Consider the following 14,101-nt stretch of genomic DNA (forward strand, 5'->3'; position numbering starts at 1 on the left):
CGACCCTGTTCAACCCTCTTCTCCCGTGGCCACCCTAACGCAGATACGGGAAAATTACCGGTTTAAATCCGCAGTTGCGGTTTTATGGCGGAACGGGGAGGATCGGCGCTCGTCCGGTCCGAGCGCCGCGACCCCGGTCGCGACCACCGACCGCCGGTGAGGGAGGACCTATGCCCGCTCCGATCTGGATTGCCTTGCCCCCCGAGGTGCATTCGGCGTTGCTGAGCAGCGGCCCCGGGCCGGGCCCGCTGCTGGCGGCCGCCGGGGCGTGGACCGCGCTGAGCACCGAATACAGCGCCACCGCCGAGGAACTCACCGCGCTGCTGGCGGCGGTGCAGGCCGGGTCCTGGGAGGGCCCGAGCGCCGAGGAGTACGTGGCCGCACACCTGCCGTATCTGGCGTGGCTGACACAGACCAGCGCCACCAGCGCCGCGGTGGCCGCCCAGCACGAGGTCGCGGCCGCCGCCTACAGCAGCGCGCTGGCCGCCATGCCGACCCTGGCCGAGTTGGCCGCCAACCACGTCACCCATGGCGTGCTGGTGGCCACGAACTTCTTCGGGATCAACACCATCCCGATCGCCGTCAACGAGGCCGACTATGCGCGGATGTGGGCCCAGGCCGCTGCCACGATGAGCGGCTATCAAGACGTCGCCGACGCGGCGGTGGCCACGGTGCCGCGCAGCGCCCCGGCGCCCACCGTGCTGAAATCCGACACTGCGGGGTCCTCGCCGTCCGATTCCACCAGCATCTATCAGCAGCTGCTGCAATTCTTCCAGAATCCGGTCGGGACCCTGCAAAAGATACTCAGCGCGTTCGCCACCAATCCGGCTGCGGCGCTGACGACTTGGGGTCCGCTGCTGTTCGCCATCGGCTACAACGTGATCCCTTGGCCGCTGCCGTTTTATCTGGGCCCGGCCGCGGCGCTCGCGCTGCCCATCGCCATCGGGCTGGGTCTCAACCTGCTCGCCGAGCAGGCCGGTCAAACCTCGCCGCCGGACATCACCGCCGCCGAGCCCGGTGCGCCCGTCCCGGCCACCCCCGCGGCGGCTGCGACGCGGCCCGAACCGATGCCGGGGGCCGCCGCACCGATCCCGGGCCCCGGGACGCCCGCGTCGACCCCGGGAGCCGGCGCTGCGGCCACCACACCGGCGCACCCGCTGACCACCGGCAGCGAGGGGGTCGGCGGTTATCTGGTCGGCGGCACCGCGCCCGACCCGACCGGTGGCCCCCCGCTGACCGACCGCGGTGACGGCAACGCCCCCGCCACGCCGGTGCCGGCCGCCGCCGCGGCGACCGCGGTGACCCGAGAGCCGGCGCGCGCCCGGCGGCGTCGGCGGCTGGCGATGCAGGACTACGCCGACGAATACCTGGACCTCGATCCAGATGCCGCCGCGGGTGATCCGGTCACCTCGACCACCGCGTCGGACCGCGGCGCGGGCCCGATGGGCTTTGCCGGGACCGCCCGCCGCGCCCGCCACACCCGGGGGCTGGCCACCCTGACCGGCGACACGCTCGACGGTGACCCCACCGTGCCGATGGTGCCCGGCAGCTGGGACCCCGAACCGGACGGATGATGGAACCGCAAATACGGATTAAATCTGTGTAAATCTCCGTATCTGAGAATCTGTTGGCTGGTTTTTATGTTTGTATGAGCCGGGCCACAGCCGCCGGGGACGGCAGGCCGCCGCGGGTACGCAGATTCGGCGTCGGATGGGAGCAGCCATGACAACTCTGGACCACAGGGTCGGCGGGACCCGGCCGGCCGCCGTTGTGGCGGCCGCGGCGCTCGCGATCGGTATCGCCTCGCCGGTGTGGATGCCGGCCCCGGCCGCGTCGGTGGACCTCATCCTCGCCGCCGCATCCGCAGCCGTCGACCCCGAACCCACCAACCCCGTCAACGAGTGGTTCCAAACCTTCCGCGCCGACGATTTGGCCTTCAACGCGCACGTCGAACAGGTCCTCGGCGGCACCCTTCCCGCTTCGGGCGTTCCGCCCGCGACCCCGGCCGATGCCTTGGTCTACGACGTGGAAGCGCCCGGTAACCTGATCCGGGAAGATTTGGAGGCCCTGATCTACTCGACCGAGTATTTGAGCCACGGCGACTTCGGCGAAGCCGGCGCCATCCTGGCTCCGGTTCCCATCGACACCCTGCAGGGCCCGGTGGTCTTGATCGACACCAACCTGACCGGGTTGGCGGAGGCGCTTGGGGTTCCCGCCGCCGACATCACCGCGATCAACAACGCGATCTATGAGCCCATCATTTCGCTGGACACCACGCTGGAAGACGCGCTTGCTGCACTCGGGGGCAGTCTGCCCAATCTTGATCCGCTGCCCGACGCGGTGTCGGCGACCGCCGCGGACCTGATGAACCTCACCGACCTGGGTGGCCTGCTGAGCCTCTTTGATTTCGGTGCCCTCTTCTAAGGCCCCGGCCGCCCCGGCCGCGCCGCCGGGGGCAATCGGTTCCGCTGCGCCCCGCGATCCGCGACTGGCGTACATGGACCAAACCCTGTTCGCGACGCTGCGCGCCACCGGGCGCGACGCGGTGGTCCAGTGCGTTTGGGTGTACGACCGCGCCGTCGACCTCGACGGGTTGCAACGCTTCCACCGCAACCTGTCGCACGGCCTGGTGGGGCGGCGCATCGAACGCTCACCGCTGCCGTTTGGTCGGCACCGGTGGGTCACCGAACCCGCACCGCCCGAGATCGACATCGCCGAATCCGCCCGTCCCCGCGGCGAAGTCGGTGACTGGGCCGATGAGCGCACCCAACTGCGGATCGACCCGGAACACGGCCCGGGCTGGCATCTCGGGGTGCTGCCGCTGACCGACGGTGCCACGGCGGTCAGCCTGGTGGCCTCGCACTGCCTGATCGACGGCCTGGGGCTGGCCGGCGCGATCGCCGACGCGGCCCGCGGCGTCCGGCTCGGCCTGGACTACCCGCTGCCGGGGTCCCGGACCCGGCTGCGCGGGCTGCTGCGCGATGCCGGGCAAACCGTGCGTGACGCGCCCGCGGTGCTGCGGGCCGTGCTCGCCGCGGCCAAACAGAGCCGCCACCAAGATGATACGGCCCGCACCGCACCTCCCCCGCCCGTCGTTCCGGACGGCGACGCGCCGATCGTCGTCCCGTCGATCACGATCTACCTCGACGTCGCCGACTGGGATGCCCGCGCCGCCGCACTGGGCGGCGCCACCCACCACCTGGCCGCCGCGTTCGCGGCCGCACTCGGTGAGCGCCTGGGCCGCCGACACGACGGGGTAATCACCGTGCAGTTCCCGATCAGCGACCGGAGACCGGGCGACACCCGCGCCAACGCGTTGTCGTTCGTCGACGCCCGGGTCGACCCGGACGGGCTCACCACCGGGCTCGCCGGCATCCGGGCGACGATCGGGCAGGTGCTGGGGACGCTGCGGGCACACCCGGAAGCCGCGTCGCCGATCCTGCCGTTGACCCCGCTGATCCCGTTCGTCCCAAAACCGATGTTGGCGCGGCTGTCCGAGGCGGCGTTCGCGTACGGCGAGCTGCCGGTGGCGTGTTCTAACCTCGGCGACCTCGACCCGGCGGTGGCCTGCCCCGACGGCACCGCTGCCGACTACGTCTACGGCCGCGGCGCCGAACAACACCTGACCCGCGGGCATCTGGAGCACACGCTGGGCCAGCTGTCGCTGTTGTCGATGCGGCTGGGTGGGCGGCTGTCCATCACCGTGGCCGCCTACCAGCCCGGGGCGGACACCGGCAAAGCCGCACTAAGCGAGCTGGCGGCGCGCACCCTGACCGAGTTCGGCCTGACCGGGGTGATCGCCTAAACCGTTACTGGGCGCCGATTTCGGAGAGCACCGCGGCGCTGTCCATGCCGGCGATGTCCAGATACACCTCGGCGACCTGAGCCAGCCGCCCCGGCTCGCTCTCCCGGTCGGCCAGCCGGCGGGCCAGCGCGGCGACGGTGCGGGTGGCGAACAGGTCGGCGACCGCCGCGTCGGGGGTGTCCAGCCAGGTCCGGATCCGGGCCACCGCCGCGGTGGCCAGCACCGAATCCCCACCCAGGGCAAAGAAATCGTCGTCGACCCCGACGTCGGGCACCCCCAGCAGCTCACCGACAATGGCGGCCAGCGCCGATTCCACCGGTGTCGACGGCGCGCGGTGACCGGGTGCGCCGCCGGCGGCGACCGCGGCGGTCAGTTCGGCGGTGACCGCCCGCCGGTCGATCTTCCCGCCGACCGTGAACGGGATGCGCTCTACCAGCGAAATCTGCTGCGGAATCATGTGCGCCGGAACGAAATCGGCGAGCCCGGCCCGGATCTGGGCCGCGGTGCGCTGGTCGTCGTCGACGCGGACCAGCGCGGCCAGCACCGCCGAATCCGCGCCGGTCGGCACCACCGCCGCCACCGCACCACCCACGCCGGGCACCCGGCGCAGCGCGGCCTCGACGTCGCCGAGTTCGATGCGGTAACCGCTGACCTTGACCCGGTGATCGGCGCGGCCGACGAACTCGCACGTGCCGTCGGGCCAGTAGCGCACCAGATCACCGGTGCGATACCAGGTTCGGCCGTCGTATTCGACGAACTTCTGCGCGGTCAGGTCGGGGCGGCCCCGGTAGCCGCGGGCGATGCCGCGACCGGACACCCACAACTCGCCGGGCACCCAGTCCGGGCAGTCGTCGCCGGCGGCGTTGACCACCCGGCAGGCGATGTTGGGGAACGGTGTGCCGTAGGGCACCGCGGTCCAGTGCGCGGGCGGGTCGGCGACCTCGCAGAGCGTGGCGTGCACCGCGGTTTCGGTGGCACCGCCCAGCCCGGCGAACCGCACCCGGGGCGCCTCGGCGGTCAGCCGGCGCGCCAATTCCGGTCGCACCCAGTCGCCGCCGGTGGGCACCACCCGCAGCGAGGACAGCCGTCCCGCGCCGACCTCGAGCAGCATGTGCAGCCAGCCCGGCATGAAATTGAGCACGGTCACCCGGTGGGTGTCGATGAGGGCGGCCCAGTGGTCCGGGTCGCGGCGGTGCGCCTCGTCGACCACCACGATCGCCCCGCCGGCGCGCAGGGTGGCGAAGATGTCCAGCACCGACATGTCGCATTCCAGGGTCGCCAACGCCAGGCAGCGGTCGGCGGCACCGATCTCGAAGTGACCGGACAAGAACTCCACCGTGTTCATCGCCGCGTCGTGCGTCATCTCCACGCCCTTGGGTTCCCCGGTCGAGCCCGAGGTGAACAGCACATAGGCCAAGTCGGCGGGATCGGTTGCCGCGGGACGAATTTGGCTGCCCGCACCGGCCGCGATGGCCTCGGCGACGGTCAGCACCGGCAGCCCCGGTGCGGTGACCGGGTGCGACCCGCAGACCAGCACCGCGTTGACCGCACCGGTGTCCAGGATGCGGGCCACCCGATCCTCGGGCTGGTCCACGCCGATCGGCAGGTACACCCCACCGGCGGCCAGGATGCCCAGCAGCGCCGGGATCTGGTCGGCGTGCTTAGGGCCCAACACCGCGACCGTGTCGCCGTCGGTAATCCCGCTGTCGCGCAATGCCGCCGCCACCGCCAGCGCCTGGTCGCGCAGCTGGGCATAGCTGAGTTCACCGGAGCTGGCGTAGACGGCCGGGGCGTCGGGCTGCTGCTCGGCGCGGCGGAAGAACCCGTCGTACAACGTTTCTCCGCTGGGCGCCGCGGTGCCGGCATTGGCCGCCTCGCGCACCGCCCGCTGCGCCGCGGGCAGCGCCGCCGGCGCCGGTGCGTCCCAGGCGGTGTCGTCGCCGGCCAACCGGGTCAGTTCGTCGATGTGGTGGGCGAACATGGCGTCGACGACCCCGGGCAAAAACGCGTCGTCGCGCACATCCCAGTTCACCAGCACACCGCCGTCGAATTCGGTGACCTGGGCGTCCAACAGCACCTGGGGGCCCTGGGAGATGATCCAGCTCGGGGCGCCGAAGGTGCCGGTGACCTCACCGGCGAACAGCTCACCGAGCCCCAGCGCGCTGGTGAACACCACCGGCGCCAGCACCTGGGTGCCGCGGTGCCGGCCCAGATCGCGCAGCACCGACAGCCCGGAGTAGGCCGCGTGCGCGGCGGCGGTCCGCATGGTGTCTTGCACGGTGTGCGCCCGGGCCGTCGCGGTGGCGGTGTCGGTGAGGTCGATATCGAGCAGCAGCGAGGAGGTGAAGTCGCCGACCAGCCGGTCGACGTCGGGGTGCAGCGGCTCGCGGCCGAACAGCGGAACGTTGAGCAAAAACCGGGGGCCCGCCGACCAGCGGGCCAGCGTGTTGGCGAAGGCGGCGGCCAACGTCATCGCCGGGGTGATGCCGCGGGCGCGGGCCTTGGCGAACAACGCATCCCGGGTGTGCGGGTCCAGCCAGTGCCAGCGGCGGCTGCTGGTGCGGGATTCGCACTGCTCGGGGTGCGAGGCCAGCCGGGGCGGGTCCGGCAGGTCGGGCAGGCGGTTCGCCCACCAGTCCCGGTCGGCGTCGCGGGCGGGCTGCGGCTCGGCGTCCCGGCGCAACATGGCCTGCCGGTAGTCGCGGTAGGTGTAGCCCAGTTCCGGCAGGGTGGTGCCGCGGTAGAGGGCGGCGAGGTCGGCCATCAGGGTGCGGTAGCTCATCGCGTCGGCGGCCTGCATGTCCAGGTCGACGTGCAGCCGCGCACGCGCCCCGGGCAACCGGGACAGGGTCAGTTCCAGCACCTGGCCGTCGAGCTGCTGATGCGACTTGGCCGCGCGGGTGTCGGCGAGCTGGGTCGCGACGGCCGCCGGGTCCTGGTCGCGCAGGTCGTGCACGGTGACCGGGAACGGGGTTGGCGGCCCGATCCGCTGGGTGCCGTCCGGGGTGAACTGCACCCGCAGCATCGGGTGGCGGGCGGCCAGCGCGGTGGCCGCGGTCCGCAGCCGCTCCGGGTCGATCTCGGCGCCGTCGAACTCCACGTACAGGTGCCCGGCCACCCCGCCCAGCGGCTGGTTGTCCTGGCGTCCCACCCACATGGCGTGCTGCATCGGGGCCAGCGGGAACGGCGCGTCGGCGGCGTCGGCGTCGGTGGGCGCGGGCTGCGGGAGGTCCGCCGCGGTGGCGGCGGCCAGCAGCGTCGACCAGGCGTCGATGCGGGGTTCGGCGGCCAGCGCGGCGAAATCGATGTCGATGCCCTGCTTTCGCCAGCGCCCGGCCAGCGCCATCATCCGGATCGAGTCCAGCCCTTGACCGATCAGGTCCGCGCCGGGGTCGACGGTGGCGGCACTCACGCCGAGCAGGTCGGCGACCGCCGCGCGGATGTCCACCTCGCTGAGGCCCGCACCAGCCACACTGCCCTCCTTGTTAGTAAAGGCTGCCCTAACTTCGTGGACGCTACCCTATATTCGACCCGCAGCACACGCCGACCCGAGGAGACCCGATGGATGACGGCTTCGTGCCGTTTCCCGCCGAGCGGGCCGCGGCCTACCGGGCCGCCGGCTACTGGCGCGGCCGCACCGTGCAGTCGCTGCTGACCGAGGCCGCGCAGCGCTGGCCCGATCGGGTCGCGGTGCGTGATCCCGGCGAGGCGCTGTCGTATGCCGACCTGGACGCGGCCGCCGACCGGGCCGCCGCCGGGCTGGCCGCGCTGGGCATCGCCCCCGGCGACCGGGTGCTGCTGCAGCTGCCCAACGGCGCCCAGTTCGCGGTGGCGTTGTTCGGGCTGCTGCGGGCCGGGGCGATCCCGGTGCTGTGCCTGCCCGGCCACCGCGCCACCGAGTTGCGCCACTTCGCCGGCCTCAGCGGGGCCACCGCGCTGCTGATCGCCGACACCGCAGCCGGATTCGACTACCGGGCGATGGCGCAGCGGCTGGTCGCCGAACAGCCCGAGTTGCGCCACGTCGTCGTCGCCGGCGACCCGGGACCGTTCTGCTCCTGGGCGCAGCTGCTGGCCGATCCCGCTGAGCCGCCGACCGTGGCCGTCGACCCAGGGGCCCCGGCGCTGCTGCTGGTCTCCGGCGGCACCACCGGGTTGCCCAAGCTCATCCCCCGCACCCACGACGACTACGTGTACAACGCGGTTGCCAGCGCCGAGCTGTGCGGGTTGACCGCCGACGACGTGTATCTGGTGGCGCTGCCGGCCGCCCACAACTTCCCGCTGGCCTGCCCCGGGCTGCTCGGCGCCGTCGCGGTGGGGGCGACCACGGTGTTCACCGCCGACCCGAGCCCGGAGTCGGCGTTCGCTGTGATCGACCAGCACGGCGTCACCGTCACCGCGCTGGTGCCGGCGCTGGCCAGCCTGTGGGCGCAGGCCTGCGACTGGGAGCCGGTGACCCCGAAAACGTTGCGGCTGTTGCAGGTTGGCGGGGCCAAACTGGCCGCCGACGACGCCCGCCGGGTGCGCGCCGCCTTGACGCCCGGGTTGCAGCAGGTGTTCGGGATGGCCGAGGGGCTGCTCAACTACACCCGGCTGGACGATCCGCCCGAGCTGGTGGAAACCACCCAGGGTGCGCCGCTGTGCGACGCCGACGAGCTGCGGGTCGTCGACGACACCGGGACGCCCGTGCCCGCGGGCACCGAGGGGGAACTGCTGGTGCGCGGCCCCTACACGCTCAACGGGTATTTCCGCGCCGCGGCCATCAACGAGCGGTCGTTCACCCCGGACGGGTTCTTTCGCACCGGCGACAAGGTCCGCCGGTGGGCCAACGGCTATCTGGAGGTCACCGGCCGGGTCAAGGACGTCATCCAGCGCGGCGGCGAGACGGTGGCCGCCGCCGACCTCGAAGAGCACCTGCTGACCCATCCGGCGATCCGCAGCGCGGCGGCGGTCCCGCTACCCGACCAGTATCTGGGCGAACGGATCTGCGCGGCAGTGGTGTTCCACCGGGACCCGGTGCCGTTGCCGGAGCTCAACGGCTACCTCGACGAGCGCGGCGTGGCCACCCACGCCCGCCCCGATGTGCTGGTCGCGATGCCCGGCCTGCCGATGACGCCGGTCGGCAAGATCGACAAGAAGGCCATCGCGGAGTCGTTGCGCCGAGATCGACGTTAGCGCGCAAAACTTCGAGTGCGGCCCACGCTACCGTCGATCTCGGTGACGAAACGACGACTGGTTCCACATCCGGTCGCCCTAGTCCCAGGGGTTGACCACTTCGACGCCGGTGCCTTCGAAGTGGCGAGTATTGCGGGTAGCCACCGTTGCGTGCCGGGATGCGGCAATAGCGGCGATCTGCACATCACGAATCTCCACCGCACGTCCGGATCGTTGCCGATCAGCAGCGATGGTCCCGGCGACAATCGCAGCCGTCAGGTCGAAGGATTGCACCCGGCCGTCGAGGTCTTCGTCGAGGAGCCGAGAAAATAACCCGTCGAGCCGCTGCCGACGGCTAGGTGCGAAAAGTTCAATGCCGGTGCGTATCTCGAAGACCGTGACCGATGTCGTCCAGATCGATTCGGCGGGCTGATGATCGAGCCATTCCACGACGGCCGGATCGGGTGCGTCCCGCATCAGCGCGGACAGCACATTGGTGTCGAGCAGAATCATGATTCGTCGAACTGCGCCGGCTGGACGCGCTGTCCCCGCAGTTCGGGTATCTCCTCGGTCAGGCCAACGCCTTGAAAGCGTGACGCGATTCGAGACCCTAGTCGCGCGGGCCGATCGTCGACGTTCCGGACTGCGTTCCGCAAGATCTCGCGGACCTCTTCCTCGGTGCTGCGACCATGCTGACGGGCCAGTCGCTGCAACTTGGCCTTGGTGTCGTCCTCGAGCTGACGAATGAGAATCTGCGCCATCGGCAGATGATATCATGATATCGCGCGCCAAAGCATGGCGACCCGTCGCCCCAACATTGCCATTGACGAATGTCACCAGTTGCTGTTGACTCATTTGCATGACGGATGCTGCGACAGCGGGTGCGCAATGCTGGGGCTGACCTCCAAGAAACGCAGCCGGGACGCGGCGGCGGTGGTGACCGGCGCCGGCAGCGGGATCGGTGCGGCGTTCGCGGTCGAACTGGCGCGGCGCGGCGGCGCCGTGGTGTGCAGCGATATCGACGACGCCGCCGCCCAGCGCACCGTGGACGCCATCACCGAACACGGCGGCAAAGCCGTTGCGGTGCACTGCGATGTGTCGAAGATCGACGACGTCCGCAACCTGGCCACCGAGGCGCAGTCCTGGTTTGACGGCCCGCCCACCCTGGTCATCAACAACGCCGGGGTCGGCGCCGGCGGCACCCCGATCGGCGAGGTGCCGCTCGAGGATTGGACCTGGACCCTGGGCATCAACCTGTGGGGCCCGATTCACGGCTGCCACGTGTTCACCCCGATCCTGCGCGAGGCCGGGGGCGGCGGCATCATTAACGTCGCCTCGGCCGCCGCCTTCGGCGCCGCACCCGGCATGGCCGCCTACAACGTCAGCAAGGCCGGGGTGCTGTCGCTGTCGGAAACGCTGGCCGCCGAGTTGTCCGGCACCGGGGTCGCGGTCACCGTGCTGTGCCCGACGTTCGTCAAAACCAACATCGTCGAATCCGGCCGCATCGCCACCGACTCGGCGGATCTGGCCGCCAAGTTGATGCGGTGGACCGGACTGTCGGCGGCCAAGGTGGCCCGGACCTGCCTGGACACCCACGACCGCGGCGGGCTGTACTGCATGCCGCAACTGGACGCCAAGATCGGCTGGGACGTCAAACGATTCGCCCCAGAAACCTTCACCCGTGCGGTGGGCCTGCTGTCCCGGGCCCGCCCCCACTGAGTAGAGGAGAGTCACATGGCCATCGAAATGGACGTCATGTTGGCGAAGATCAAGGACCGGCAGTGGGCGCTGGCCGACATCGACTGGGACGCCCCGGGCGCCGAAACAATCAGCGACGAATTCCGGCCCAAGCTCAAGGCATTTATGGCCGATCTGTGCTGGATCGAGAACATCGGTGCCCGCGGGTTCGCCGCGCTGGCGAAGAAGGCCCCCACCGCGACACTGGCCGAGATCTACCGCTACTTCCACGCCGAGGAGCAGCGCCACGCCAACGCCGAGCTGGCGCTGATGAAGCGCTGGGGCATGTTGGACGAGGGCGAGCTGCCCGAACCGAACGTCAACATCCGGCTGGCCATGCAGTGGCTGGACAGCTACGCCGACGGGATGCCGCTGTCGGTGTTGGGCACCGTCATCCCGATGCTGGAGGTGGCGCTGGACGGGGCGCTGCTGAAATTCCTGCTCGACGAGGTGCACGACCCGGTATGCCATCAGGTGTTCGAGAAGATCAACAACGACGAATCCCGGCACATTGCCGTGGATTTCGACGTGCTGGAGATGATCGGACACGCCAAAACCCGACAGCTGGCAATCGAGTTCGTCGGCAACGTCGCCTCCCCCGCCGTGATCATCGGGGCGTTGACGGCCGTCCCACTGCTAAACCGGATCCGCAATGAGGTCATCGGGATGGGGTTGGACCCCGAGCGGCTCTACGCCGCGCTGCAGCGGTTCACCCAGTTCGGCGAGCGCGGCGAGCGGACCTGGCGGGTGCCGACCTACCAGATCGTCAAACGCTACTCGACGCTGATGGCCAACCCGCGCAGCCCCTATCACCTGCTGGCCAACCCCGCGGTGTGGCTGTCCGACTTCTACCCGAAGCGGCTGCTCAAACCGATACCGAGCTGGTTCAAAGAGCTCACCTACGAGCCGGCAGCGTAGCCCCATGGCCCGCAACCACACCTACGCGACGCTGATCGTCGGCGCCGGCTTCACCGGCATCGGCGCGGCGATCAAACTCAAAAAAGCCGGCGTCGACGACCTGGTGATCCTGGAACGCAGCGACCGGGTCGGCGGAACCTGGCGGGACACCAGCTATCCCGGTGCGGCCTGCGACATTCCGTCGCTGCTGTACTCGTTTTCGTTCGTCCCGAATCCCACCTGGTCGCGGGCGTACTCCCCCGCCGACGAGATCCGCCGGCACATCGAGCAGATGGTCGACCGGTTCGACGTGCGCCGCCACATCCGGTTCGGCCAGGAAGTCAGCGGGCTGGCCTTCGATGAGACCGCCGGGGTGTGGAGCGCCACCGTGGGCCGCAAACGCGTCCGCGCCCGCACCGTGATCTTGGCGTCCGGGCCGCTGCCGGACTCCAGCTTCCCCGACCTGCGCGGCCTAAACACCTACCGGGGCCACAAGATCCACAGTGCCCGCTGGGATCACGACTACGACTTCACCGGTAAGCGGGTCGCGGTGATCGGCACCGGCGCCAGCGCCATCCAGATCGTGCCCGAGCTTGTCAAACACGCCGAGTTCGTCAAGGTGTTCCAACGGACCCCGGGCTGGGTGCTGCCCCGCCTCGATGTGGCCATCCCGCCGGCGGTCCAAGAGCTGTTCTCGAAAGTCCCTGCGGCCCAACAGCTGGCTCGGCAAGCCCTGTTCTGGGGCCATGAGGCCAGCGCCACCGCGCTGGTGTGGAACACCCCGCTGACCGCGCTCGTCGCGCAGCTGGGCAAGGCCCACCTGCGCAGCCAGGTCAAGGATCCGTGGCTGCGTCGGCAGCTCACCCCCGATTTCACCCCGGGCTGCAAACGCATGCTGGTGTCCAGCGACTACTACCCCGCGCTGCAGCGCCACAACTGCAAGCTGATCGACTGGCCGATCGCCACCCTGAGCCCGGCCGGTATCCGCACCAGCGACGGCGTCGAACACCACCTGGACTGCATCGTGTTCGCCACCGGCTACGACGTACACCTGACCGGCCCGCCCTACCCGGTCACCGGGATCGGCGGCCGGTCGCTGGCCGACGAGTGGGCCGGCGGCGCGCAGGCGTACAAGAGCATCAACGCGCACGGCTACCCCAACCTGTTCTTCATGACCGGACCCAACTCCGGGCCCGGCCACAACTCGCTGCTGGTGTACATCGAAGGCCAGCTCGACTATGCGGTGCGCGCGATCACCACCCTCCTCGGCGAGGACCTGCGCTACCTGGATGTGCGGGCGAGCATCCAACGCCGCTACAACGCGGGTATCCAGCGTCGGCTCACCAAGACAACGTGGATGTCGGGGTGCCGCAGCTGGTATCTGACCAAGGACGGCTTCAACGCGTCGATGTATCCCGGCTTCGCCACCCAGTATCTTCGACAGATGGCCGACTTCCGGTTCGCCGACTACCACGCGGTGGCACGAGACGCCGACGCGCGCGTCGCCGCCACCTCCGCCTGATGGCCCGCACCGCCGGACGACCGGAACCCGGCACGATCACCGGCGTGCTGGCCAACCTGCGGCGGATGCCCCGGCGGGTGCGCCGCCAGTCCCGCGATGTCATCGAAACCGCGGTCGCCCAACTCTTCGACGCCGCGGTGCGCCACCCGCAGGACACCGCGTCGTCCGGGGAGTACCGCATCGACGATCTGGCCCGGCTGGCCGGCACCACCACCCGCAACATCCGGGTGTACCGCGACCGGGGCCTGCTGCCGCCGCCGCTGCGGGTCGGGCGGATCGCGTTGTTCAACGACACCCACCTGACCCGGCTGCGGTTGATCACCTCGATGCTCGACCGCGGCTACAACATCGCCCACGTCAAGGAAATGCTCGGCGCGTGGGAGGAGGGCAAAAACCTCGGCGATGTGCTGGGCCTGGAGACCGCGATCGCAGGCACCTGGACCACCGAACGGTCCCAGACCATGCCGCGAGCGGAGGCCGAAGGGCTGATCGACGACCGGTCCGCCTTCGAGCGGCTGGTGGCCCTGGGGTTGATCCGGCTCGACGACGGGCAGGCCACCGTGACCCGCCCCAAGCTGATCGAGGCGTTCAACGAGATCCGCGGCTACGGCATCGGAATCGACAAGCTGATCGGCCTGTACGAGGAGACCCTGCCGCACATCGACGCGATCAGCGACCTGTTGGTGCGCGCCGGCGCCGAGCACGTCGTCGACCGGATCAAACCGGGCGAACCGCTGTCGGCCGACACCGAGATCGCCGAGCTGATCACCATGCTGGTCCGGTTCCGCACCCAGGCGGTGGCGTCGGTGACGGCGACGTTGGCGTCGTCGATCGAGTCGACGATCGAATCCCTGGTCGGCCGGCTGCTGGCCGACTACTTGGAGAACGCCGAGCGCTAAGGCGCTAACCCCGCGCGAGCGTGCGTAGTAAGAGAGTTATGACGCGTGTTGGCGAAGAAAGTGGCGTTTTTCTAGGAGATGGCGACGTCC

General features: G+C 70.3%; 11 protein-coding genes. 8 read left to right on the forward strand and 3 right to left on the reverse strand.

Going from position 1 to position 14,101, the window contains the following annotated elements:
- The first annotated feature begins 170 nt into the window (after positions 1 to 170).
- The 3 genes from ACAG26_RS26920 to ACAG26_RS26930 all read left to right on the forward strand — a co-directional run bounded on the left by ACAG26_RS26920 (position 171) and on the right by ACAG26_RS26930 (position 3,805).
- Positions 171 to 1,574 (forward strand): PPE family protein, encoded by a 1,404-nt coding sequence (locus ACAG26_RS26920; RefSeq protein ID WP_370486139.1) that lies wholly within the window; start codon positions 171 to 173, stop codon positions 1,572 to 1,574.
- 148 nt (positions 1,575 to 1,722) lie between these two features.
- A complete protein-coding gene (locus ACAG26_RS26925; protein ID WP_370486140.1) occupies positions 1,723 to 2,424 on the forward strand; it encodes a hypothetical protein in 702 nt (233 codons plus the stop codon).
- A 73-nt stretch (positions 2,425 to 2,497) separates the two neighbouring features.
- The gene (locus ACAG26_RS26930) at positions 2,498 to 3,805 is read left to right on the forward strand and encodes a hypothetical protein (RefSeq protein WP_370486141.1); all 1,308 of its coding nucleotides are present in this window, start codon (positions 2,498 to 2,500) and stop codon (positions 3,803 to 3,805) included.
- Between the two features lie 4 nt (positions 3,806 to 3,809).
- Here ACAG26_RS26930 and ACAG26_RS26935 read toward each other — a convergent pair whose 3' ends face one another.
- A complete protein-coding gene (locus ACAG26_RS26935; protein ID WP_370486142.1) occupies positions 3,810 to 7,277 on the reverse strand; it encodes an amino acid adenylation domain-containing protein in 3,468 nt (1,155 codons plus the stop codon).
- Positions 7,278 to 7,366: 89 nt separating this feature from the next.
- Between ACAG26_RS26935 and ACAG26_RS26940 the strand changes: the two genes are divergently transcribed.
- Positions 7,367 to 8,977, forward strand: coding sequence for a (2,3-dihydroxybenzoyl)adenylate synthase (locus ACAG26_RS26940; RefSeq protein ID WP_370486143.1), 1,611 nt, complete (start codon positions 7,367 to 7,369; stop codon positions 8,975 to 8,977).
- A gap of 78 nt (positions 8,978 to 9,055) precedes the next feature.
- Here ACAG26_RS26940 and ACAG26_RS26945 read toward each other — a convergent pair whose 3' ends face one another.
- Positions 9,056 to 9,469, reverse strand: coding sequence for a type II toxin-antitoxin system VapC family toxin (locus ACAG26_RS26945; RefSeq protein ID WP_370486144.1), 414 nt, complete (start codon positions 9,467 to 9,469; stop codon positions 9,056 to 9,058).
- Positions 9,466 to 9,717 (reverse strand): ribbon-helix-helix protein, CopG family, encoded by a 252-nt coding sequence (locus tag ACAG26_RS26950; RefSeq protein ID WP_370486145.1) that lies wholly within the window; start codon positions 9,715 to 9,717, stop codon positions 9,466 to 9,468. The genes ACAG26_RS26945 and ACAG26_RS26950 overlap by 4 nt, the downstream gene beginning before the upstream one ends.
- Positions 9,718 to 9,844: 127 nt before the next feature.
- On the opposite strand from ACAG26_RS26950, the gene ACAG26_RS26955 reads away from it, so the two are divergent.
- Genes ACAG26_RS26955 through ACAG26_RS26970 form a run of 4 tightly spaced genes read left to right on the forward strand, consistent with a single transcriptional unit; the run spans position 9,845 to position 14,011 of the window.
- Complete coding sequence (locus tag ACAG26_RS26955) at positions 9,845 to 10,675, forward strand: SDR family NAD(P)-dependent oxidoreductase (protein ID WP_370486146.1); 831 nt, start codon at positions 9,845 to 9,847, stop codon at positions 10,673 to 10,675.
- Between the two features lie 15 nt (positions 10,676 to 10,690).
- Entirely contained in the window at positions 10,691 to 11,611 is a 921-nt protein-coding gene (locus ACAG26_RS26960) for a ferritin-like domain-containing protein (RefSeq protein WP_370486147.1), read from the forward strand.
- A 4-nt stretch (positions 11,612 to 11,615) separates the two neighbouring features.
- A complete protein-coding gene (locus ACAG26_RS26965) occupies positions 11,616 to 13,112 on the forward strand; it encodes a flavin-containing monooxygenase (protein ID WP_370486148.1) in 1,497 nt (498 codons plus the stop codon).
- Positions 13,112 to 14,011, forward strand: a complete 900-nt coding sequence (locus ACAG26_RS26970; RefSeq protein WP_370486149.1) for a MerR family transcriptional regulator — start codon at positions 13,112 to 13,114, stop codon at positions 14,009 to 14,011. The genes ACAG26_RS26965 and ACAG26_RS26970 overlap by 1 nt, the downstream gene beginning before the upstream one ends.
- Positions 14,012 to 14,101 lie beyond the last annotated feature (90 nt).

Origin of the sequence: Mycobacterium sp. pUA109 (genome assembly GCF_041287095.1) — a bacterium.
Taxonomy (GTDB): domain Bacteria; phylum Actinomycetota; class Actinomycetes; order Mycobacteriales; family Mycobacteriaceae; genus Mycobacterium.